The sequence below is a fragment of the Ruegeria sp. I3 genome, assembly GCF_056532525.1.
In genome coordinates this window covers 429,377-451,583 of the sequence record NZ_JBQFNI010000002.1, presented here as the reverse complement: position 1 = coordinate 451,583, position 22,207 = coordinate 429,377, and the positions used below count along the sequence as shown (strand labels likewise).

19 protein-coding genes are annotated in these 22,207 nt (G+C 57.7%); 14 read left to right on the top strand and 5 right to left on the bottom strand.

The window, feature by feature from the left end; genetic code table 11:
• Window positions 1-55 precede the first annotated feature (55 nt).
• Window positions 56-733, top strand: coding sequence for a DUF502 domain-containing protein (locus ACR0L9_RS06585; protein WP_170396909.1), 678 nt, complete (start codon window positions 56-58; stop codon window positions 731-733).
• Here the strand turns inward: ACR0L9_RS06585 and ACR0L9_RS06580 are convergent, their stop codons facing one another.
• Both ACR0L9_RS06580 and ACR0L9_RS06575 read right to left on the bottom strand, forming a co-directional pair.
• Window positions 734-1,759, bottom strand: coding sequence for a patatin-like phospholipase family protein (locus ACR0L9_RS06580; protein WP_170396907.1), 1,026 nt, complete (start codon window positions 1,757-1,759; stop codon window positions 734-736). It abuts the gene before it with no gap.
• Window positions 1,760-1,823: 64 nt separating this feature from the next.
• Window positions 1,824-2,597 (bottom strand): 3-hydroxybutyrate dehydrogenase, encoded by a 774-nt coding sequence (locus tag ACR0L9_RS06575; protein WP_170421879.1) that lies wholly within the window; start codon window positions 2,595-2,597, stop codon window positions 1,824-1,826.
• A gap of 294 nt (window positions 2,598-2,891) precedes the next feature.
• Between ACR0L9_RS06575 and ACR0L9_RS06570 the strand changes: the two genes are divergently transcribed.
• The 5 genes from ACR0L9_RS06570 (at window position 2,892) to ACR0L9_RS06550 (ending at window position 7,158) form a co-directional block, all read left to right on the top strand.
• Window positions 2,892-4,718, top strand: a complete 1,827-nt coding sequence (locus ACR0L9_RS06570; RefSeq protein WP_480895287.1) for an extracellular solute-binding protein — start codon at window positions 2,892-2,894, stop codon at window positions 4,716-4,718.
• A 32-nt stretch (window positions 4,719-4,750) separates the two neighbouring features.
• The gene (locus tag ACR0L9_RS06565; RefSeq protein ID WP_170421885.1) at window positions 4,751-5,575 is read left to right on the top strand and encodes an arsenate reductase/protein-tyrosine-phosphatase family protein; all 825 of its coding nucleotides are present in this window, start codon (window positions 4,751-4,753) and stop codon (window positions 5,573-5,575) included.
• A gap of 26 nt (window positions 5,576-5,601) precedes the next feature.
• Window positions 5,602-6,078: an arsenate reductase ArsC gene (locus ACR0L9_RS06560; protein ID WP_170421889.1), complete on the top strand. Its 477-nt coding sequence runs from the start codon at window positions 5,602-5,604 to the stop codon at window positions 6,076-6,078.
• Complete coding sequence (locus tag ACR0L9_RS06555; protein WP_480895285.1) at window positions 6,075-6,734, top strand: aquaporin; 660 nt, start codon at window positions 6,075-6,077, stop codon at window positions 6,732-6,734. The genes ACR0L9_RS06560 and ACR0L9_RS06555 overlap by 4 nt, the downstream gene beginning before the upstream one ends.
• A gap of 187 nt (window positions 6,735-6,921) precedes the next feature.
• Window positions 6,922-7,158 (top strand): hypothetical protein, encoded by a 237-nt coding sequence (locus tag ACR0L9_RS06550; protein ID WP_170396893.1) that lies wholly within the window; start codon window positions 6,922-6,924, stop codon window positions 7,156-7,158.
• Here the strand turns inward: ACR0L9_RS06550 and ACR0L9_RS06545 are convergent.
• Window positions 7,147-7,770 (bottom strand): XRE family transcriptional regulator, encoded by a 624-nt coding sequence (locus ACR0L9_RS06545; protein WP_170396891.1) that lies wholly within the window; start codon window positions 7,768-7,770, stop codon window positions 7,147-7,149. The genes ACR0L9_RS06550 and ACR0L9_RS06545 overlap by 12 nt on opposite strands.
• A gap of 65 nt (window positions 7,771-7,835) precedes the next feature.
• On the opposite strand from ACR0L9_RS06545, the gene ACR0L9_RS06540 reads away from it, so the two are divergent.
• The 5 genes from ACR0L9_RS06540 (at window position 7,836) to ACR0L9_RS06520 (ending at window position 13,688) form a co-directional block, all read left to right on the top strand.
• Window positions 7,836-9,353 carry a class I adenylate-forming enzyme family protein gene (locus ACR0L9_RS06540; protein WP_480895283.1) on the top strand — a complete coding sequence of 506 codons (1,518 nt, stop codon included), beginning with the start codon at window positions 7,836-7,838 and terminating at the stop codon, window positions 9,351-9,353.
• Complete coding sequence (locus ACR0L9_RS06535; RefSeq protein ID WP_170421902.1) at window positions 9,350-10,009, top strand: DsbA family oxidoreductase; 660 nt, start codon at window positions 9,350-9,352, stop codon at window positions 10,007-10,009. Before ACR0L9_RS06540 ends, ACR0L9_RS06535 begins: the two co-directional genes overlap by 4 nt.
• 73 nt (window positions 10,010-10,082) lie before the next feature.
• Window positions 10,083-11,291, top strand: a complete 1,209-nt coding sequence (locus ACR0L9_RS06530; RefSeq protein WP_480895280.1) for a multidrug effflux MFS transporter — start codon at window positions 10,083-10,085, stop codon at window positions 11,289-11,291.
• Between the two features lie 58 nt (window positions 11,292-11,349).
• A complete protein-coding gene (locus ACR0L9_RS06525; RefSeq protein ID WP_480895278.1) occupies window positions 11,350-13,014 on the top strand; it encodes a hypothetical protein in 1,665 nt (554 codons plus the stop codon).
• Window positions 13,011-13,688 (top strand): SH3 domain-containing protein, encoded by a 678-nt coding sequence (locus ACR0L9_RS06520; protein WP_170636176.1) that lies wholly within the window; start codon window positions 13,011-13,013, stop codon window positions 13,686-13,688. Before ACR0L9_RS06525 ends, ACR0L9_RS06520 begins: the two co-directional genes overlap by 4 nt.
• Here ACR0L9_RS06520 and mfd read toward each other — a convergent pair.
• A complete protein-coding gene (gene mfd, locus ACR0L9_RS06515; protein ID WP_480895275.1) occupies window positions 13,685-17,140 on the bottom strand; it encodes a transcription-repair coupling factor in 3,456 nt (1,151 codons plus the stop codon). The two genes, ACR0L9_RS06520 and mfd, sit on opposite strands and share 4 nt — an antisense overlap.
• A 21-nt stretch (window positions 17,141-17,161) precedes the next feature.
• Window positions 17,162-17,686: a component of SufBCD complex gene (locus ACR0L9_RS06510; protein WP_170396878.1), complete on the bottom strand. Its 525-nt coding sequence runs from the start codon at window positions 17,684-17,686 to the stop codon at window positions 17,162-17,164.
• Between the two features lie 120 nt (window positions 17,687-17,806).
• Between ACR0L9_RS06510 and hemB the strand changes: the two genes are divergently transcribed.
• The 3 genes from hemB to ACR0L9_RS06495 all read left to right on the top strand — a co-directional run bounded on the left by hemB (window position 17,807) and on the right by ACR0L9_RS06495 (window position 22,149).
• Window positions 17,807-18,805 carry a porphobilinogen synthase gene (hemB, locus tag ACR0L9_RS06505; protein WP_170396876.1) on the top strand — a complete coding sequence of 333 codons (999 nt, stop codon included), beginning with the start codon at window positions 17,807-17,809 and terminating at the stop codon, window positions 18,803-18,805.
• Between the two features lie 143 nt (window positions 18,806-18,948).
• The gene (locus ACR0L9_RS06500) at window positions 18,949-19,521 is read left to right on the top strand and encodes a lipid-binding SYLF domain-containing protein (protein WP_170396874.1); all 573 of its coding nucleotides are present in this window, start codon (window positions 18,949-18,951) and stop codon (window positions 19,519-19,521) included.
• 165 nt (window positions 19,522-19,686) lie between these two features.
• Window positions 19,687-22,149 (top strand): penicillin acylase family protein, encoded by a 2,463-nt coding sequence (locus ACR0L9_RS06495; RefSeq protein ID WP_480895273.1) that lies wholly within the window; start codon window positions 19,687-19,689, stop codon window positions 22,147-22,149.
• The last annotated feature ends 58 nt before the right edge of the window (window positions 22,150-22,207 follow it).

Sequence of the window (22,207 nt, the reverse complement as noted above, 5' to 3'; positions counted from 1 at the left end):
ATTGCACCAAGCGCCCGGACTGCTTACCTAATTCCGCAAACCACTCAGGACCGCAATGAACACTCCGTTTGACGAAGAACCCCACCGACGCCCCGGCCTGTTCTCCCGGCTACGCGCGTCCTTTCTGACTGGTATCGTCGTCATTGCTCCGGTGTGGCTGACCATCTGGTTGATCTGGTCTGTGGTTGGCTGGATCGACAGCGCCGTCCTGCCCCTGATCCCGCAACGGTTCCAACCCTCGGAATATGTCGGCATCAACCTGCGCGGCGTTGGCGTGGTCATATTCCTGCTGTTCACGATTATCGTCGGCTGGATCGCAAAGGGCATTCTGGGCCGTTCTCTGATCCATTTCGCCGAGAGTGTCGTCGACCGCATGCCCGTGGTCCGTTCGGTTTATTCCGGGATCAAGCAAATCTCGGAAACTGTGTTCGCCCAGACCGAGCGGTCTTTCGAAAAAGCCTGCCTGATCCAGTATCCGCGCCGGGGCATCTGGGCAATCGGCTTCGTCTCGACAACAGCGCGCGGTGAAGTGAGCGATCGCGCCGAAACCGGGGGCGAGTTGCTAAGCGTGTTTGTCCCGACAACTCCAAACCCCACATCCGGGTTCCTGTTGTTTTTCCCCGCAGAGGATGTGATCCTGCTGGATATGTCCATCGAGGATGCAGCCAAGCTGGTGATCTCAGCAGGTCTGGTTTACCCGAATGACAAAGACCCAACCCAGCCGCCTGAATAATCAACCAAACATTGCCGGCAAATCGACCGTGCTGCGCTGACCCAGATCGTCCTTATGCGCGCTCAGAAACTGATCCGCCGCATCGCGGCCGGACTGTTTCAGCCGGTTCAGCACAACCGGGTTTGGCACGATCTTGGTGGCCGCCGAAAGGTCGTTCATCAAGGCGTCATCAGCGATCATATGCACCAGCACCCGGCTCATCTCACCAGCCTTCAGCTTGCCTTCGGCCAGAAGCCGTTGAACGAAATTGATCGCACGCAGCTCGCGAAACAACGATGAGTTAAAACTGATCTCATTGATCCGGTTCTGAATCTGCTGCGGCGTTTTAGGCACCTCATCGCGTTCCAGCGGGTTGATGTTCACAATCACCACATCATCTGGCAAATCCCCACCGAACAACGGATAAAGCGCCGGGTTTCCGGTATAGCCGCCATCCCAATACGCTTCGGTCCGCTCGGATTTCGGGTCATAGATTTCAATCGCCTGAAACAGGTTCGGCAAGCAGGCCGAGGCCAGAATCGCATCGGTCGAAATCTCCTCGCCTGTGAAAACGCGAATCTTGCCGCTGCGCACACAGGTGGCGCAGACAAACAGCGCGGGCCCTTCGTCTGCACAAATCTCATCAAAGTTGAACCGATCCACAACCGGGGTGAGCGGATTGCGATAAAACGGCCCATAGGCGTAAGGCGATACCAGCCGCGACCATGCTTCGGCCATCGAGAACGGAACGGAGTACTCTAACGCTTGTGCAACATGAGCAGGCTCAATGCCCCGCATCCAATGGGCAATTCGCATATCGCCGACGGCACCCATGCGTTTCCAAAGCCCATCCAGACACGCCCGCGCCCCGTCGCGCCCTGCATGCACCATCCCTGATTTGAACGCTGCCCCGTTCAGCGCGCCGGCCGAAGTCCCAGTGATCGCGGCAACCTCGATATCCTCTTCATCCAGCAATCGATCCAGTACACCCCAGGTAAACGCGCCATGCGCCCCACCGCCCTGCAATGCCAGATTGATCCGTTTCATGGTTCCGCCTCTTCATCTGGCCAGAAATACCTCGGGGGTATGGGGGCAGAGCCCCCATGGTCCCTCACAATGCCGTCCATCCCCCATCCACGGATATCGTCGTTCCTGTGATCTGTGCCGCTGCATCCGAGCACAAGAAGATCGTAGTTCCGCCCAGCTGCTCGACCGTGGCAAACTCCTTCGACGGCTGCCGCTCCAGCAGGATGTTCTTCACCACATCCTCACGGCTCATATTGTACTCTTTCATCGTGTTGGGAATTTGCGCCTCAACCAATGGAGTCAGTACGTATCCCGGACAAATAGCATTGCAGGTAATCGGCTCCTGCGCAGTCTCTAGCGCCACGGTCTTGCTCATGCCGACGACACCATGCTTTGCCGCGATGTAAGCCGCCTTGTAGGGCGAGGCCGTCAGACCGTGAGCCGAGGCAATATTCACGATCCGCCCCCAACCCGCCGCGCGCATCATCGGAAGCGCTGCCGCCATCGTATGAAAGACCGAATTCATGTTGATCGCGATGATCGCATCCCATTTGTCCGACGGAAACTGATCGATCGGGGCCACATGCTGAATGCCGGCGTTGTTCACCAGAATGTCACAAGCACCTGCCTGTTCGATCAGTGCACGGCATTCATCGCCCTTGGACATATCTGCCTTGATGTAGCGCGCGTTGGTTCCCGTCTCTTTGCCAATCTCGGTGGCCAGCGCATGATCTTCATCACGGTCGGTGAACGAATTCAGCACCACATCCGCCCCGGCCTTCGCCAGCTCACGCGCGATGCCCAGCCCAATCCCCGAATTCGACCCCGTGACGACGGCTGTTTTGCCCGACAGACTCATGGCACTCTCCTTATGAGTTTTTGTTTCTCAAACACAGTGCCATGCTGCACCTGCAAAGAAAACGGGGAATGATCTGATCCGCGCACCCGCACGAGTTTTGCCAAAAAAAAACGCCCGCACGAAGCGGGCGTTAAGTTATTGAGGCAGGTTTCATACAGGCAAGAAACCTATCGAGCAGTAGAACCTTTATAAGCAATTCCACGCCCTCGTCCAAGCTAAAAGTTTGATAATAAGAAAAATCATGGCTACGGTGAATCCCAAACAAAATAAGGCCAGAGCAGGATTGTTTCCAAAATGAGCCCCGATTATCTCCGCCCCCTTCGTCCCGCGATTGTGGGAATCACCTGTATTTTCGCCGCCTCAATGGCGTCAGCAGAATCGGCCCATGGCATAGCTATGTATGGTGACCCGGCCCTACCACCGGATTTTGTGTCGCTACCCTACGCAAATCCTGATGCGCCCAAGGGCGGCAAGGTCGTATTTGGCAATACCGGCGGCTATAACAGTCTGAACCCGTTTGTGCAAAAAGGTACCGCTCCGTGGCAGTTGCGATTTTGGACTCATGAAAGCCTGATGGGCCGCTCCTGGGACGAACCTTTCACTCTTTACGGGTTGTTAGCCGAATCAGTTGAGACAGATTCGGACCGAACTTGGGTCGAATTCACGCTGCGCGAAAATGCTGAATTCTCGGATGGATCGCCGGTCACTGTCGATGACGTGATCTGGTCGTATGAGACACTGGGCACCGAAGGCCACCTGCGATATCGCGGGCTGTGGGGCAAGATTGATAGCATTGAACAGACTGGACCGCGCAGCGTTCGGATCACCTTTAACGAACCGGATCGCGAACTGGCCCTGATCGCCGGAATGCGCCCGATCCTGCAAAAAGCGCAGTGGGAGGGAAAGTCGTTCGCTGACGCTCAACTACACGATATACCCATCGGTTCCGGACCATACGTAATCGATGACTATGAGGCTGGCCGCTATGTGAACCTGCGTCGCAATCCTGACTATTGGGGTGCCGATATCCCCTACCGCAAGGGCACGATGAATCTGGATGACATGCGGATTGAGTTCTACGGCGACGGCACAGTCGCGTTTGAAGCGTTCAAAGCTGGCGAGCTTTCGGCCGTTCGTGAATTCAACGCGGATAAATGGAACACGCAGTACAACTTCCCAGCGGTTCAGCGCGGTGATGTTGTGAAGACGGAAATTCCCCATCAAAAACCATCGGGCATGACCGGCTTTGTCATGAACACACGCAAGGCGCCATTCGATGACTGGCGCGTACGCGAGGCGCTGACGCTGGCCTTCAACTTCGAGTTCATCAACGACACCATTACAGGCGGGGCGCAGCCCAGGATCACCTCCTATTTCTCGGGTTCGGAATTGGGGATGCAACCCGGACCGGCCACTGGTCGTGTCGAGGAATTGCTTCAACCTTACGCCGCCGAGTTGGCACCGAGCACGCTGGATGGATATGAATTGCCTCAAAGCGATGGAACCGAACGCAACCGCCGAAATATCCGCAAAGCGCTTAAACTGCTGGAAGAGGCCGGATGGACCATTCAGGACGGCCAGCTTCGCAACGCCAGCGGTGAGCCGTTTGTGATTGATCTGGTCATCAGCCAGGGCAGCCTGAACGTGGTCCAGGATGTCGGCGTGATCGCGGAAATCTATGCCCGCGCCCTCGAACGCCTGGGTATCCAGTTGACAGTCGAGAAAGTAGATGACGCGCAATATACTTCACGCATCGATGCGCAAGATTTTGACATGACCCCGTTCCGTCGTGCGCTGTCGCTCTCGCCAGGCAACGAACAACGCCTGTATTGGGGCAGCGAAAACGCCAACGCTCCCGGGACGCGGAATGTTATGGGTCTGACCTCGCCCGCCGTGGACGGGCTGATCGACGCGATGCTGGCCTCGGAAAGCCACGAGGATTTTGTTGCGGCAACGCGCGCGCTGGATCGTGTTCTGACAGCGGGTCGCTATGTTATTCCTATCTGGAGCTTTGATGTCGGCCGTATCGCCCATGTCAAAGAGCTGAAACAACCCGACACTCTGCCAATTTATGGCGATGGGCCAGAATATATGCCACAGGTCTGGTGGTTTCAGGATTGACGAGTCCTTTCTATTTCCATATTTCATGAATTATGGAAATAGAGATTCATGACAGGCTGAACGCACTCGCACATCCCAAGCGGCTGGATCTGTTCCGGCTGTTGATGCGTCGCTATCCAGATTCCGTTGCTGCGGGTCAGATTGCCGAGGCTTTAGCGCTGAAACCCAATACTGCGTCAACCTACCTGAATGCATTGAAATCCGCCGGGCTGATCCAGCAGTCGCGCAGCGGGACATCATTGCAATATGCCGCCAACTTACCAGCGGTGCGCGGGCTGTTTGATGAGTTGCTGGGCGGTTGCTGTCAAAATCGTCCTGATTTGTGCATGCAACCCTCGGATGACCCCGTTATGGCGTCCCCTGACCGCGTAATGAATGCGCTTTTCCTCTGCACCGGAAACTCGGCCCGTTCGATCATGGCGGAAGCCATCCTGAACAATGAAGGTAACGGCTTGTTTCGCGCTTATTCGGCAGGAACGGCACCATCGGACGGACCAAATTCAATCGTTTTGGAACTCTTGAAGCAAAAAGACTACGACACGACCTCGCTCCGCTCAAAATCACTGGAAGAATTTGCCGCTGCTGATGCCCCAAAGATGGATTTTGTCTTTACCGTCTGCGACCACGCGGCCAACGAGGCCTGCCCCGCTTGGCCGGGACAACCGATAAGCGCGCATTGGGGTCTGCCCGATCCGGTCAAAGTTGAAGGAACCGACGCGCAAAAGCAGCTGGCATTCCAGCAGGCCTACGGATTGCTGCGCAACCGTATCACCGCCTTTGCAAGCCTCCCGTTCGAAACGCTCGACCGCATCTCACTACAGCACAAGGTGGATGATATCGGTCGAATGGCCGAATAGTCCTCGATCAATCCAAGGATACCCCCATGAACATACTGGTTCTATGCACCGGCAACTCGGCTCGGTCGATTCTGCTGGAGTCGCTCTTCAATCACACCGGCGAAGGGCGTGTACGCGCCTATTCAGCAGGCTCCAACCCGACCGGGAAGGTGCATCCGCAATCCTTGACGCTGCTTGGTGCCGAAGGCCATGACGTCCGCGATTCCCGCTCTAAAAGCTGGGATGAGTTTGCAGCAGAAAATGCTCCGGAAATGGACATAGTGATCACGGTTTGCGGCTCAGCCGCCGAAGAGACATGCCCCGTCTGGCCCGGCGCCCCTGTACGCGCGCATTGGGGTGTCGAGGACCCGGCTGCCGCGTCTCAGTCAGACTGGGAAACCGCCTTTAGGACCGCATATGACATTCTTGGGCGCCGCGCCGAAGCACTTCTGGAGCTGCCCATTGAAACCATGGACAGCGTTGAACTCTCGGCCCATCTCAAACGTATAGGAGCCCTGCTGTGAGCGCCCGCCAGTACTTTGCCGAATTCCTCGGAACCGCCTTCCTGCTGATCGGCGTTGTCGGATCAGGCATCATGGCGCAAACCTTGTCCGACGGGAACATCGCGCTGGCGTTGCTGGCCAATGCAATTGCGACCGGCTGCATCCTTTACGCTATCATCACTACGCTCGGCCCTGTCTCGGGCGCTCACTTCAACCCTGCAGTGACATTGGCCTTTGCGCTGCGCGGTGAACATCCCTGGCGTGCGGTCACCCCTTACATGCTTGTTCAGATTGCCGGAGGTATCGCGGGGGTCTGGGCCAGCCATTACATGTTTGACCTGCCGATTCTGCAAACTTCGGAAACGATGCATCGTACCGGGGCTCATCAGTGGTTTTCGGAAGTTATCGCCACTTTGGGTTTGCTGTTTGTGATTTTCGGCGGAATTCGGCACAAGCCGGACACGGTACCAGCCCTTGTGGGCCTCTATATTACCGGCGCCTACTGGTATACGTCTTCCACAAGTTTTGCTAATCCGGCCGTTACAATCGCAAGGGGCTTTACGGATACCTTTGCGGGGATATACCCTGCGCACATTCCGATGTTCATAATTATGCAGTTAATTGCTGTATTTATCGGACACAAAATACTGAACTGGTTATTCGAACCAGCAGAATAACGGACCGGCCGCCACTCACTTTACAGCAGGTCCGTGGGCCCGTTGCGGTATCTCCGCAGCGGGTTTTTTGCATCTTATCTCCCGACTCCGGCTGCGACATTTTGTCATGTCTGCAGCAACGCACGGCGCTCCGTAGGCTGTCTTGGGGGAGAGCAATCCTGAAACACCAACTAAGGAAGGCTCGCAGATGCTAAACTGGGCTGATCTGACGCAAGACTGGGACGCGTCATATGCGCGTGCAAAACGTAGGTTTCCGAACCTGCGCGATAGGGATATGGCGCGCGTTGGCGAAGATCGCAAACAGTTCGAAGCTTACCTGGCCGAGCGTCACCACCTGACCGTAAACGAGGCGCGCGAAGAGCTTGAGGATTTCCTGTTCACCGAAGCATTGAACCGCGAAGCGGCCCAAGCCCTAAGCAAGTGACGTCACCCACAGGATCGTCGCATCCTCATCACTGACCGAAATGACGTTATGCCCCATGCTGCCGTCGTAATAAGCGCTGTCGCCGCGGCGCATTTCGACCGGCTCATAGAACTCGGTAAACAACCGCACCACTCCGGTCAGAACATACAGAAATTCCTCACCATCGTGACGCACCCAGCCGTCAAATTCTTCCATCGAGCGTGCACGTACACGGGCGCGATAGGGCAGCATCTGCTTTTTGGTCAGCGTTTCTGCCAGCAACTCATGTTCGTAGGTGGTGGTCGCATGGGCCGCACCCCCGCCCATCTTGGTCACTGCCATTCGACCGATCACCTGATCGCGTTGTGGCGGCGTAAAAAGCTGAGGCACCGAAATCTCCAATCCGGTCGCCAGCTTTTTCAAAGCATCATAGGTCGGAGACATCTGACCATTTTCGATCTTGCTGAGTGTCGACCGAGCCAGACCCGCCTGACTCGCCGCCTGTTCCAGCGTCCAGTTGCGGGCTTTACGCAGTTCGCGCACGCGCGCGCCCAGATCGACCGGCTCCAACTCGGTGTTGACACCATTGTCGCGGGCAATTCTGACGATAGATTTATGATCATTGGTGGCCATGGGTCTTTCTATAGGGCGAGCATGCCCTGCTTGCAACGCGCCTCGCACGGCGATAGCCAGTTCTCATGTTGTCGATCTTTGATCAGGGGCCGCCCGCGCCCTGCCCGCGCCCGTTCAATCTTGCCGCGCATGTGCTGCGCCATGCGAAAAGTTCAGCTGAGAAGACCGCGCTTTCGGTGCTGAGATCGGATGGTGCAACAGACTGGACCTATGGCGATTTGCATTCGGCGATAATGGGCACCGGTTCAGGATTGCTGCAGAGCGGCCTTCGCGCCCAAGACATTGTTCTCATGCGATTGGGCAATACCGTCGATTTTCCGATCGCCTATCTGGGCGCAATCGCCGTGGGGCTGGTCCCCGTGCCCACCTCATCACAACTGACCGAGCAAGAGACCGCAAAGATCATCGACGATCTGAAACCAGCCGCCATTTTGCGAGATCCCCAGGTCGCCTGCGCGCCGCGCCCGGATCAGATCATGCTGCCTGAACTGGCCCGGATGCGATCACTTCCGCCTGCAAGTTTTGCCATGGGAGATCCCGAGCGGCTGGCCTACGTGGTCTACACTTCGGGCACTTCAGGCAAACCCCGTGCGGTTGCGCATGCACACCGCGCCATCTGGGCTCGGCAGATGATGGTCGACGGCTGGTATGGCCTGAAATCCTCGGACCGGCTGTGCCATGCGGGGGCATTCAATTGGACCTACACGCTGGGCACCGGCTTGATGGACCCTTGGGCCATTGGTGCAACGGCTCTGATCCCTGAACCCGGGACAGACATACGCGATCTGCCTGCCCTGTTGAAACAACATCGTGCCACCATCTTTGCAGCCGCACCGGGGGTCTTTCGGAAGATGACGCAAAGTGACACGCAGCCCGGCCTTCCCGATCTGCGCCACGGCCTTTGCGCCGGGGAAAAGCTTTCGCGACACCTGTATGAACAATGGGTCCAGTCCACCGGCACCGAGCTTTATGAGGCTTACGGCATGTCCGAATGCTCGACCTTCATCTCATCCAGCCCAAGCCACCCGGCACGCGGCACAGCGTTGGGGCAGCCGCAGCCCGGGCGTCGGATTGCCATCCTTGGGCCGGATGGCCCTGTGCCACAAGGTCAGGAAGGAACAATAGCCGTACATCGCGAAGATCCGGGCCTGATGCTAACCTATCTGAATGCCCCCGACGAGGCCGCTGCTCGGATGCAGGGAGATTGGTTCCTGACCGGTGATCAAGGCGCGATGGCCGTTGATGGGCAAATCACCTATCTGGGTCGAGATGACGACATGATGAATGCGGGCGGATATCGCGTTTCCCCGGTCGAAGTGGAGGCGGCCTTATCCACCCATCCCGAGATCACCCAGGTCGGGGCAGCTGCAGTTGAGGTAAAACAGGACAGTTCGATCATCGTTGCCTTCTACACTGGCCCCGAAGAACTGGACGCGGCGGACCTGCACGCCTATGTGTCTGACAAGTTGGCGCGCTACAAACAGCCGCGTGCCTTTGTCCATCTGCCCGCCTTGCCCACCGGAGGCAACGGCAAACTTCTGCGCCGCGCCCTGCCGGCCTATTTCAAGGCGACGTCCGAATGACACACACTGTAAAGCTCGACATCATGTCCGATCCGATTTGCCCCTGGTGCTATATCGGCAAGACCCATCTGGACAAAGCGCTCGCCGAAGTGCCAGACCACCCCTTTGTGATCGAGTGGCACCCCTTTCAGCTGAACCCCGATATGCCCGACGAGGGCATGGATCGGCGCGAATACCTTGAACGGAAGTTCGGCGGTAAGGACGGAGCAGTTCGCGCATACGCGCCCGTTGTTGAACATGCCGAAAACGCAGGTTTGAATATCGATTTCGAAGGCATGAAACGCACGCCCAACACGCTGGATGCCCACCGCCTGATCCACTGGGCGGGGATTGAGGGCAAGCAGGATGCCGTGGTCGATGCACTCTTTAATGCTTACTTCGTCGAGGCGCGTGATATTGGTGATCATGAGGTGTTGGCTGATGTCGCCGACAGCGTCGGCATGGACGCAGCGGTCGTACTGAAACTGCTGCAGTCAGACGCCGACCTAGAAGATATCCGTAACCGCGACAGCCATTCACGCGAAATGGGCGTAAATTCGGTTCCCACATATATCGTTGCAAACCAGCACGCCGTTCCGGGCGCGCAACCTCCTGAATTGTGGGCAAAAGTGATCTCTGAGATCATGTCTCAGATTGAGGCTTCCCCTGCAGAATAGCACATACCCCTGTGCATTTCTGATCTAGTCCAACCCGAAACGCCGTGATAGCGCATTCGGGAAGGAGTTCCCCATGGCCGACCGCATGTCCCGGGGCGAATTCATTGCGTTGATCGCGATGATGTTCGCCACGATAGCCTTTTCGATCGATTCAATGCTGCCAGCCCTGCCCGAGATCGGCGCAGAGCTCAGCCCCTACGATCTGAACAAAGCACAGTTGATCCTGACCTCTTTTGTGCTGGGCATGGGGATCGGCACATTCTTTACCGGGCCAATTTCCGATGCGGTCGGGCGCAAGCCGGTGATTTATGGTGGTGCCGCTCTCTATATACTTGCCTGCGCTGTTGCGTGGTCCAGCTCATCGCTTGAACTGGTGCTGGCTGCGCGCATCGCGCAGGGCCTCGGGGCGGCCGGGCCGCGCGTTGTGGCTATGGCGATCATTCGCGACTTGTTTTCAGGGCGCGAGATGGCGCGCATCATCTCGATTGCGATGATGATCTTTACTCTGGTCCCCGCCGTGGCACCGCTGCTAGGCGCAGGCGTTATTGCACTGGTCGGCTGGCGCGGCATCTTTGTGTCCTTCATCATATTCGCCACGATCATCGTGATCTGGATGGCCATGCGCCTGCCTGAATCTCTGGCGCCCGAAAACCGGCGCCCCTTCCGCCTGCCCCTGATGATTGCGGCAGTGCATGAGATGTTCGCACACCCCACTGTGCGCCTCTCGATCCTGGTGCAGACCCTTTGCATGGGGTTGCTGTTCACCATGCTAACGATGGTTCAGCCGGTTTTTGACGTCATCCATGATCGGGCAGACAGCTTTCCCTTCTGGTTCGCCTTCGTGGCGCTGATCTCGGGTTCGGCCAGCCTTTTGAACGCTGCCGTGGTCGTGCGCGTTGGCATGCGCCGCATGGTGACCTGGGCCTTGGGCGGGCAAATTCTGATAACAAGCATTGTGATAATCCTGAACATGACACCGCTATCACCGGGCGCATCCTTTGCTGTGTTCGTGGCATGGCAGACCTCGATCTTCTTTATGGCCGGTGTAACCATGGGCAACCTGAACGCCATTGCCATGGAACCTATGGGTCATATCGCGGGAATGGCTGCCTCGGTCATTGGCTCGATCGCCACAATTCTAGCGGCTGCCATCGCGGCCCCTATTGGGCTGTTATTTGACGGGTCGATCACACCGCTGACGACCGGCGTGCTGACGATGTGCATCCTTGGCTTCGGCCTGATGCTACATATGGGCCGGATTGAAAACAGACTGCCCGCCTGATCTGTGCAGAGCCGCTGAAACACGCTAACCTTCCCGCAAATCGTGGGGAGGGGGCGCCATGAGCGACTATTATGATCTGGGCACGTATTCCTGTGCCGTCACCACAGCATCTCCCGAAGCACAGCTTTGGTTCGATCGCGGATTGGTCTGGACGTATGGCTACAACCACGACGAAGCGGTCACGTGCTTTCAGAAAGCTGCCGAAATTGACCCGGATTGCGCCATGGCCCATTGGGGCGTCGCCTATGCAGCAGGCCCAAACTATAACCTGCCGTGGGAATTGCGGGACGATCAGGGCCGGGCCAAATCACTGGCCATCGCCTATGATGCAACACAGAAGGCGCTGTCGCTGCTCGACGGGTGCACGGCGGTTGAGCAAGCGTTGATCCGCGCCCTACCCGCCCGATACCCTCAGCGCGACCCCACCGAAAACATGCACCAGTGGGACTATAACTATGCGGACGCCATGCGCGCCGCATTTGCCGAACAGCCTGATGATGTGGACCTGCGCACGATCCATGTTGAGGCTCTGATGAACCTCACCCCGTGGCAGATGTGGGACCTGAAAACGGGCCAACCGGCCGAGGGTGCCGCGACCCTTGAAGCGCAAGACGCTTTGGAGAGCGCAATGGTCAATGACCCGGCGTCGATGTCTCATCCCGGTCTACTTCACCTATATGTGCACCTGATGGAGATGTCGCCGACGCCAGAAAAGGCGCTGCAGGCCGGAGACATCCTGCGCACACTTGTGCCCGATGCCGGGCATCTGGTGCATATGCCAACCCATATCGATGTGCTGTGCGGCCATTACCACAATGTTGCCTACTGGAACGAAAAGGCTACCGAGGCCGATCTGAAATATTATGAGCGTGAAGGCGCGTTCAACATTTATACCGGCTATCGACAGCACAACTATCACTTCACTATCTATGGCGCGCTGTTCCTCGGTCAGATGGAACCAGCCCTGCGGGCTAATCAGGGCCTGTGGGACACCACGCCCGAAGATATGCTTCGAATCGAAAGCCCGCCGATGGCGGATTATTTTGAAAGCTACATGTCCATGGGCCCGCATATCCTGATCCGCTTTGGCCGCTGGGAAGAGGCCAAGGCACTGAAGTTGCCAGACGACCCTGATCTCTATCGCACTCTGACGGCAACAACACATTATGCTCGCGCCATCGCCCATGCAGCCACTGATGAGGTGGCGCAGGCCGAAGCCGAAGAGCAGTTGTTCCTTGCCGCAAAAACCTGCGTGCCCGAGACCCGCCGCCTGCACAACAATCGGGTCATCGATCTTCTGGAGATCGCAGCAGAAATGCTGCGCGGAGAAATCGAGTATCGCAAAGGCAACTACGAGATTGCCTATGCACATCTACGCCGCTCGGTCGAATTGGATGACACGCTGCCCTATGACGAGCCATGGGGTTGGATGCAACCTACACGCCATGCGCTTGGTGCGTTGTTGTTCGAACAAGGGCATGTGAACGAGGCCGAGGCAGTCTATCGTGAAGATCTAGGCTTGGGTGGCACGCTCAGCCGCGCCTCGATCCACCCTGACAATGTCTGGAGTTTGAAGGGTTTGCATGATTGCCTGAAAGCACGCGGCGAGACAGTAGAAATCCGCCAAATCAAGCAACGCCTTGATCTTGCCTTGGCGCGCGCGGACCGTACCGTCGGCGCGTCGTGCTTCTGTGCCCAAGCCGCCATGAGGGCTGCGGAATGAAGCTATTCCTTTTGGTGGCGGGCCTGCTGCTTGCCAGTCCAGCGCTGGCACAGCGCCAGACCTTTCCACCTATCGACGAGGCAGGTCAAAATCCATCACTGGTCGCATTCCGAGCTGACTTGCTGGCGAAAATCGAGGCACGCGATACCGATGCAGTTGTCGCCGCCGCTTGTCCCGACATCTATCTCAGTCACGGCACAGCAGGTGGACCGGAAGAGTTTCGCACCAACTTGACTGTGCCTCCGGAAACGCTTGGTGAAGAATTTAAGGACGAGGCTGCGGAGCTACGTGATTTTTACTGGTCGCAATTGCAGCAAACGGTTTCCCAACCGGGATATTTTGACGATCAGGGTGAATTCTGGATGCCGCACTATTGGCGGATCATTCTTCCCGCTACAGTAGACCCTTTCACCGCCTTCTATGTTTCGGGTGAAAGTATCACACTACGTCAGGCACCGTCTCGTGGCGCGCCCATCCTTGCGCTGATCAGTCATGAAATCGTGATCGTCCCTGACTATCAACCTGATGAGGAATACCAGAAAATCAGACTGACCGATGGGACATCGGGCTACTTACTCAGCGATTTTCTGGCATCAATGGTCGGTTACCGCGCTGCGCTTGTAAGATCCGAAGCGGGTGACTGGCAGCTCTGCACTTTTGTGACAGGGGACTAGGCTTTCGCCTTTTTCTTCACAGCCACGACCTTTTCGGCCAGATCACGGGCGATGGCAAACGCACCTTTGATCTTGTCGCTGTCCTTCTTCCAGTCGCGCCGCACAACGATCTTGTTGTCCTTGACCTTGGCCAGCCCGCGTTGGTTCTGAATGAACTCGACCAACCCCTCGGGTGAGGCGAACTTATCATTGTGGAACTGTATCGTTGCGCCCTTTGGCCCGCCGTCCAGCTTGGCGATCCCGGCGCGTTTGCACATCGCCTTGATGCGCACGACAAGCATCAGGGTATTCACCTCTTTCGGCAGGCTGCCGAAGCGATCGATCAACTCGGCAGCGAATCCTTCCAGTTCCACTTTCGTCGACAGTGACGACAGGCGGCGGTAGAGGCCCAGACGCACGTCCAGATCGGGCACATAATCCTCGGGGATCAGAACCGGGACACCCAGATTGATCTGCGGCGCCCATTGGTCATCGGCATCCGACAGCCCCTCCATCTCGCCGGCTTTGATCTTGGCAATCGCCTCTTCCAGCATCGATTGGTAGAGTTCGTAGCCCACATCACGCATCTGGCCGGACTGTTCCTCACCCAGCAGGTTGCCCGCACCACGAATGTCGAGATCTTGCGATGCCAGTGTGAACCCGGCCCCGAGCGTATCCAGCGAGCCCAGAACCCGCAGCCGTTTCTCGGCCGTCGCCGTCAGGCGCTGGCGCGGTTTGGTGGTCAGATAGGCATAGGCGCGGGTTTTTGAGCGCCCCACCCGCCCCCGGATCTGATAGAGCTGCGCTAGGCCAAACATATCCGCCCGATGCACGACCATCGTGTTGGCAGTCGGGATATCCAACCCGCTTTCTACGATCGTCGTGGCCAGCAGAACGTCGTATTTACCGTCGTAGAACGCGTTCATCCGGTCATCAAGCTCACCCGCAGCCATCTGCCCGTGTGCGACCACGTAGGATAATTCAGGCAACTGCTCTTTCAGGAATTCCTCGATCTCAGGCAGGTCAGAGATGCGCGGCACCACATAGAAGCTCTGCCCGCCACGATAATGCTCGCGCAGCAGCGCCTCACGGATCGTTACCGCGTCGAATTCGCTAACATAGGTGCGGATCGCAAGCCGGTCGATGGGGGGCGTGCCTATGATCGACAGATCACGCACGCCTGTCAGGGACAGTTGCAGAGTTCGTGGGATCGGTGTCGCTGTCAGGGTCAGGACGTGCACGTCCGAGCGCAGCTGTTTCAGCCGTTCCTTGTGGCCCACGCCGAAATGCTGTTCCTCGTCGATGATCAGCAGACCCAGATTATTGAACCGTATCCCTTTGGCCAAAAGCGCATGGGTGCCGATCACGATATCTACAGTGCCTCGCGCCAGCCCGTCACGGGTTTGCTGCGCCTCTTTGGCCGAGACAAAGCGCGACAGTTGTCGGACTTCAAGTGGGAAACCCCGGAAGCGTTCCTTGAAGGACGCCGCGTGTTGCCGCGCGAGCAACGTGGTCGGTGCCACAATGGCAACCTGTACGCCCGACATCGCGGCGACAAAGGCTGCGCGCATGGCGACCTCGGTCTTGCCAAAGCCTACATCGCCACAGATCAGACGATCCATCGGCGCGCCGGAATGCATGTCTTCCATCACCTCGGAAATCGCGCGCAACTGATCGTCGGTCTCCTGATAGGGGAAACGCGCGCTGAACTCTTCCCATGCATGCGGCGGTGGGTCCATGACAGGAGCTTTCCGCAGGGCTCGTTCGGCGGCGATGCGGATCAGCTTGTCGGCCATTTCGCGGATGCGCTCTTTCAGCTTGGCTTTTTTGGCCTGCCAAGCGCCACCACCCAAGCGATCAAGCAGCCCTTCGTCATGGCCATATTTCGAAAGCAGTTCGATGTTTTCGACCGGCAGGTAGAGTTTGGACTGTTCAGCATATTCCAGCAGCAGGCATTCATGCGCGGCCCCCGCAGCCGTAACGACCTCCATCCCCTGATACCGCCCGATCCCGTGGTCAACATGCACCACCAGATCACCGGGGCTAAGCGACTGCGTTTCAGTCAGGAAGTTCTCGGCCTTGCGGCGTTTTTTGGGTTGGCGGATCAGACGGTCGCCCAGAACGTCCTGTTCCGAGATCACGGTCAGATTGGGCGCTTCAAACCCGTGTTCCAATGCCCAAACCGCAAGATGCAGGCCGCGCTTTCCAACCCGGGTTCCGTCGGTCACCGGGATCGCCTCGGCCAGGCCTTCATCTTCGATCAAGCCGGTCAGTCGTTCACGAGCGCCTTCGGAGTAAGAGGCAATGAGGACCGGCCCCTTGTCCATCTTTTCGGTGATATGCGCCGCCAGAGCGCCAAACAGGCTGATGCTTTCCTGCTGACGTTCGGGTGCAAAGTTGCGCCCGATCCGTCCGCCCGCATCGATCACGCCCGGACCACTCGCCTGCGGCAGCGGGCTGAACTGCAAAACGCGACGATCGCCCACTGCATCTTCCCATGCAGCATCGTCCATATAGAGCAGACCGGGAGGCGTCGGTTTATAAACCGTATCCATGCGCGAGCGGTTTTCCAAAGCGAGCTTTCGCGTCTCAAACTGATCCGCAATCGTATCCCAGCGCGCCAGCCGAGCAGGCGTGACCTGATCGTCAAGCGAGATTGAGGCCCCCGGAAGATAGTCGAACAGGGTTTCCAGTTCTTCATGGAAAAACGGCAACCAATGCTCGATCCCCTGATGCTTGCGACCTGCGCTGACAGCTTCGTATAAGGGATCATCCGTACCCGCCGCGCCGAATTCGATGCGATAGTTCTGACGGAATCGTGTGATGGCGGCTTCGTCCAGTATGACCTCGGACACCGGGGCAAGCTCGACCACATCAAGTTTTTCAGTCGTTCGCTGCGAGACAGGATCAAACCGGCGTGCACCATCCAGAACATCCCCGAACAAGTCCAGCCGCACGGGACCGCTCTCACCGGGTGGGAAGATGTCGATGATACCGCCTCGGATAGCGTAGTCTCCGGGCTCCATCACCGTGGGGCTTTGGGTAAAGCCCATCCGCACCAGAAAGTTGCGTAGGGCATCTTCGTCTATGCGCTGATCTACGCGAGCGGTGAATGCGGCCTCTCGCAACACTGCACGCGCGGGTACCCGTTGGGTCGCGGCATTGAGCGTGGTAAGCAGCACGAACCGCTGCGGCATCTGATGCACCAAAGCAGCCAGTGTTGCCACGCGGGCAGCAGAAATGTCGGCATTGGGCGACACCCGATCATAGGGCAAGCAGTCCCATCCGGGGAATACAAATACGGGCATGTCCGGCGCAAAGAATGCCAACGCTGCCCGCATCGCCTCCATCCGTTTGTCATCGCGGGCGATATGGCAGACTGGACCGCCCGAGCGCGCGATCTCATTCAGCACAAGCTGTGCATCAAACCCCTCGGGGCCGCCGCCGACTGTTACGTGGTTCGGAGCCGTCATTACCTTGCCTTTCAGGGACTACTAACCCAGGACACCAATCGAAATGTTCTGATACATTCCCCAGAACGCAGTGATCAAGATCGAGAACATACCGATGATCTGAGTAAAGGTCCGACTGCGCGTCAGCGTTTTGGAAACGTTTTCTACGGTCGCTTCTTGAGTCTGCAATCGACGCGCTGCCGCAATACTGATCATCATGACAAAACACATCGGGAGCAGAAGAAGGAATACGGCCTGTGCGAATTCCACGTCGTAGAAGAAACCCAACGTTGCAAGGCCTGTCAAAACAAAACAGCAAATTGCCATCAATACCAGACCCGAGGTTTCGACGATATACAACACTCTGTTCGAGTTGATCCGCGCGACATCCAGAAGGTCTTGTTCTGATTGACCACCTACACGACGGGCGCGCATCACCAGATCATAGGGCACCCCCATCGTCCAGTGGCTGGCAGATGACCAAAGAACGGCCAGACCGATCCAGTACCACAGATTCGAAAAACTCCGCATGTCGATGAGTTCGAAAATCGAAGAGTATATGTCCAAGCGTCTGCCCTTTGTTCAATGTCCGCAGGGACCGTCATCGCAGCGATGCGTCCATTGTTACCCTTGAGACCACCGGGAATTCATGCCACCCAATGCGCAATTGTTCAAGGAGAGTGCGCCATGAAACCGACTATCGCCCCATATCCCCGGACCCGTTTCCGCCGGGCCCGCCAATCTGAGGCGATCCGGGGTCTGGTGCGCGAGAACACCTTGACCGTGAATGACTTTATCTGGCCTGTTTTTGTGCGCGACGGTGAAAATATCGAAGAACCCGTCCCGTCGATGCCCGGGGTCGTGCGACGCTCGGTCGACCTGATCGCCAAAGCCGCGGTTGAAGCGCAAGCCCTTGGTATTCCTGCAATATGTATTTTCCCGTACACCGATCCGAGCCTGAAAACCGAAGATTGTGCCGAGGCCTGGAACCCCGACAACCTGTCCAACCGCGCCATTCGTGCAATTAAGACTGCTGCGCCCGAAATCGCGGTGATGACGGATGTGGCCCTGGACCCCTACAACATCAACGGCCATGACGGCTATGTGGTCGATGGCGAGATTGTGAATGACCAGACTGTTGAGGCGCTGGTGAAAATGACGCTGGCGCAGGCCGAAGCCGGAGCTGACATCATCGGCCCGTCCGACATGATGGATGGCCGTATCGGCGCCATGCGCAGTGCACTTGAGTCGGCTGGTCACCACAATGTCATGATCCTGAGTTATGCCGCCAAATATGCCAGCGCTTTCTACGGCCCTTTCCGCGACGCCGTTGGGGCATCAGGCGCTCTGACCGGTGACAAGAAGACCTATCAGATGGACCCTGCCAACTCGGACGAGGCCCTCCGACTGATCGAGCGTGACCTGACCGAGGGTGCAGATATGGTCATGATCAAACCGGGGATGCCATACTTGGATATCTGCCGACGGGTCAAAGACAGCTTCGGTGCGCCGACCTATGCCTATCAGGTGTCTGGCGAATACGCGATGATCCAAGCCGCTGCACAAAACGGTTGGATCGACGGCGAAAAGGTGATGCTGGAAAGCCTACTGGCCTTCAAGCGCGCAGGGTGTGACGGCATTCTGACCTATTTTGCACCCGAAGCCGCGCGCATCCTGCAGGGCTAACACTTCAGATTGTCGCAATTTTTCGCCGATTTGCTGCGTGCGCAGCACAGCTTTCCCGTGACAGGCCGGTGCAATCGGCGTATTCTTGCAGACAAGATCGGGAACACCCGACATATCAGGCACATACACAGAGACAGAGAAACATGAGCAGTTCAAACTCCCCCCGACTTAGCCGTCGCGGTTTTGCTTTTGGCATGGCCGGACTGACGCTGACCGCCGCCTGCGGCAACGGCGTTGGCAACTCCAACGCAGTCACACTCGACGCGCGCGTCGACGCGACGCTGAACGAGATGTACAGCAAGTATCCCAACACCGTTGAGATTGCCAACAAGGCCAACGGAATGTTGGTCATGCCACTGATTACAGATGCCGGATTTATCTTTGGTGGCGCCTATGGTCAGGGTGCACTGCGTATTCAGGGCGCGACGGTCGACTATTATTCCGCCATCTCCGGTACTGCGGGTCTGCAGATCGGCGCACAGCAATATGCGCATGTTCTGTTCTTTATGACCGAAGAGGCCTTGAACGATTTCCGCCGCTCCAGCGGTTGGACGGCCGGTGCAGATATCGGATACGTCGTCGACGCGACCGGAGAATCCTTGTCGACCGACACCACTCAGTTGCGCAAACCCGTGCTGGCCGCAGTCTTTGGACAGGCGGGTCTGAAGTTCGGCGCGACGGTCGAAGGCACCAAATATACGCGCATCATCCCCTAAGACCCAAGATACCACCCTCCCCCCTCTGACGAGCCCCGCTACATCTTGTGGCGGGGCTCCGTGTTTTCGCGGTTTTCCACAAATTCCAGTGGCATTCCTCTTTCGGTCGGGCGGAGGTTCCAGTAACCTTGGCGCAAATGACCGCATAGAATTCTCGGGGGACAGATGGGCCTGGTTTTTCGCTGGCTGGTGAGACTTACGACAGGCCTGATCCTGCTGGCAATCGCTGCTGTGGGGTTGGTCTACTTTCTGGCCAGCCAATCCCTGCCTGAATACAATCAAACCCTTGAAGTTAAAGGAATAACTGCCCCTGTCGAGATCGTTCGCGACACTGCAAATGTGCCGCATATACTGGGCCAGTCCGACCCGGACGTGTTCTTTGGTCTGGGCTATGCCCATGCACAAGACAGGCTGTGGCAGATGACCATTCTGCGTCGGACTGCACAGGGCCGCTTGTCCGAAGTGTTCGGCCAGCGCACGGTAGCCATCGACAAATTACTACGTCGTTTCGATCTTTACGGGCTCGCCCATCGCTCAGTCGAGTTTCAGGACGACTATACCAAGGCCGCGCTTCGCGCTTATTCCGCAGGGATCAATGCTCGGCTTACCGAGATCAACGAACAGGCGCTTGGACGTGGCGCCCCCGAGATGTTCCTGTTCAACGCCCCCGTTCCCCCATGGCAGCCGGGCGACAGCGTAGCGATTATCAAGCTGATGAGCCTGCAGCTTTCCGGCCATCTTGCTGATGAAGTGTTGCGCGCACGCACATCGCTGATGCTGGATAATCCCGCACGGCTGGCCGACATTCTGCCCGACGTCCCCGGCCCCGGTATTGCCGCGCTGCCCGAGTATGCTGATCTGTTTCCAGACCTTCCGCGCTATGCCCAAGGCACCCCGATGCCCGACACGCCGCTGTCGCCTTTCCCGCAGCGCGGGCTGGCAGGTGCGTCAAATGCGTGGACCGCCGCGCCGTCCCGATCGGCCAGCGGTGGCACGTTGCTGGCAAACGATCCGCATCTGGGCCTCACCGCCCCGGGTATCTGGTATCTGGCGCGGCTGGAACTGGCCAAAGGCGGCGTTATCGGTGCAACCATTCCAGGCGTACCGGCAATCTCAGCCGGACGGAGTGAGCGCTTGGGCTGGGGCCTTACCTCATCCTATCTGGACGATCAGGACGTTCACATCGAACAACTGAACCCCGACAATCCCGAAGAATACCTTACCCCAGACGGCTACAAACGCTTTCAGACCCGCCCTTCGATTATCGAGATCAAAGACGCCGCCCCAATTACCCTGACCCTGCGCTGGACCGAGAATGGCCCGGTTCTGCCGGGCACGCATTATGATCTGGAAACCATCACACCACCGGGCCATGTCGCGTCTCTGTCGTGGAGCGCGCTAAGCCCCCGCGATACATCCATGAGCGCCTCCTTGGCGCTGATGAATGCCGATTCAGTTCGAGACGCCATCGACGCGGCCGAGGACTATATTGCCCCTTCGCAAAACTTGTCGCTTGTCGATAAAGACACGATCGGCATGAAACTGGTCGGCGCTATGCCCCGGCGCGATCTGAACAATCAAAGCCGAGGCCGTATTCCCACCCCCGGCTGGCTGGAACGGAACCGTTGGCAGGGCCGCCTGCCCTATTCAGACAATCCTGAATTCGTGGCCCCGGTCGGCGGAGTTCTGGGTAACACCAACAACAAGATTATCGACCGGCCGTTCCCGCGCCATGTGTCGTACGAGTGGGGCGACACCCAGCGGGTCAATCGCTGGGAACGCCTGATGCAATCGCGCGAGGTACATACGCGTGACAGTTTTATCGAAGCGCAGTTGGACACGGTTAGCTTTACAGCGCGATCACTACTTCCTCTGATCGGCGCCGACCTCTGGTTTACCGGTGAGTCGGCACCCGAAGGCACGCCCGAACGGCAGCGTCAGATCGCGCTGGATCTGCTGGCCAACTGGAACGGTGAGATGAACGAGCATCTGCCGGAACCCCTGATCTACGCCGCATGGTTGCGCGCGCTGCAAATCCGCCTGATCTCGGACGAACTTGGCCCGCTGGCTGCCGAATACAAGCATGTCGAGCCGCTGTTTATCGAGCGGGTGTTTCGCGATATCGACGGTGCCTCGGTCTGGTGCGACGTGGTTCAGAGCGCGCCCGTTGAAAACTGCACCGACATGGCACGACTGGCCCTGGATGACGCGATCATTTGGATTTCCGAGCGCTATGGCCCCGCACTCGAATCTTTACGCTGGGGCGATGCGCATCAGGCCACCCAGGACCACCCTGCGCTGGGCCAGGTTCCGGTGCTGCGGTTTTTCGTCAACATCCGCCAATCCACCAGCGGTGGCGATAACACACTGCTGCGCGGGCGCACGTCAGGCGAAGGACCGGACCCGTTCCAGAATGTGCATGGCGCAGGTTATCGTGGCGTCTACGATTTTGCGGACCCCGATAGTTCGGTTTTCATCACCGCAACTGGCCAGTCAGGCCATTTCCTATCCCGCTATTATGACGATCAGGCCCAACTATGGCGGCGCGGAGAATACATCCCTATGTCGCTGGATATCGGGCTTGCCCGTGCAGCGGCAGTTGGTGTGACCGTCCTGAACCCGCGCTGATCTGATCGGCAAATCCCCGCCCCTTTTTGAACCTCGCGTGGCGCACCCCTTCGTTATC

Coding starts and splice junctions, on each gene's coding strand:
- ACR0L9_RS06535 (WP_170421902.1), top strand. CDS start 9,350: ATGACACACACTGTAAAGCTCGACATCATGTCCGATCCGATTTGCCCC.
- ACR0L9_RS06570 (WP_480895287.1), top strand. CDS start 2,892: ATGAGCCCCGATTATCTCCGCCCCCTTCGTCCCGCGATTGTGGGAATC.
- ACR0L9_RS06530 (WP_480895280.1), top strand. CDS start 10,083: ATGGCCGACCGCATGTCCCGGGGCGAATTCATTGCGTTGATCGCGATG.
- ACR0L9_RS06575 (WP_170421879.1), bottom strand. CDS start 2,597: ATGAGTCTGTCGGGCAAAACAGCCGTCGTCACGGGGTCGAATTCGGGG.
- hemB (WP_170396876.1), top strand. CDS start 17,807: ATGAAACCGACTATCGCCCCATATCCCCGGACCCGTTTCCGCCGGGCC.
- ACR0L9_RS06520 (WP_170636176.1), top strand. CDS start 13,011: ATGAAGCTATTCCTTTTGGTGGCGGGCCTGCTGCTTGCCAGTCCAGCG.
- mfd (WP_480895275.1), bottom strand. CDS start 17,140: ATGACGGCTCCGAACCACGTAACAGTCGGCGGCGGCCCCGAGGGGTTT.
- ACR0L9_RS06560 (WP_170421889.1), top strand. CDS start 5,602: ATGAACATACTGGTTCTATGCACCGGCAACTCGGCTCGGTCGATTCTG.
- ACR0L9_RS06545 (WP_170396891.1), bottom strand. CDS start 7,770: ATGGCCACCAATGATCATAAATCTATCGTCAGAATTGCCCGCGACAAT.
- ACR0L9_RS06495 (WP_480895273.1), top strand. CDS start 19,687: ATGGGCCTGGTTTTTCGCTGGCTGGTGAGACTTACGACAGGCCTGATC.
- ACR0L9_RS06585 (WP_170396909.1), top strand. CDS start 56: ATGAACACTCCGTTTGACGAAGAACCCCACCGACGCCCCGGCCTGTTC.
- ACR0L9_RS06525 (WP_480895278.1), top strand. CDS start 11,350: ATGAGCGACTATTATGATCTGGGCACGTATTCCTGTGCCGTCACCACA.
- ACR0L9_RS06540 (WP_480895283.1), top strand. CDS start 7,836: ATGTTGTCGATCTTTGATCAGGGGCCGCCCGCGCCCTGCCCGCGCCCG.
- ACR0L9_RS06550 (WP_170396893.1), top strand. CDS start 6,922: ATGCTAAACTGGGCTGATCTGACGCAAGACTGGGACGCGTCATATGCG.
- ACR0L9_RS06500 (WP_170396874.1), top strand. CDS start 18,949: ATGAGCAGTTCAAACTCCCCCCGACTTAGCCGTCGCGGTTTTGCTTTT.
- ACR0L9_RS06580 (WP_170396907.1), bottom strand. CDS start 1,759: ATGAAACGGATCAATCTGGCATTGCAGGGCGGTGGGGCGCATGGCGCG.
- ACR0L9_RS06565 (WP_170421885.1), top strand. CDS start 4,751: ATGGAAATAGAGATTCATGACAGGCTGAACGCACTCGCACATCCCAAG.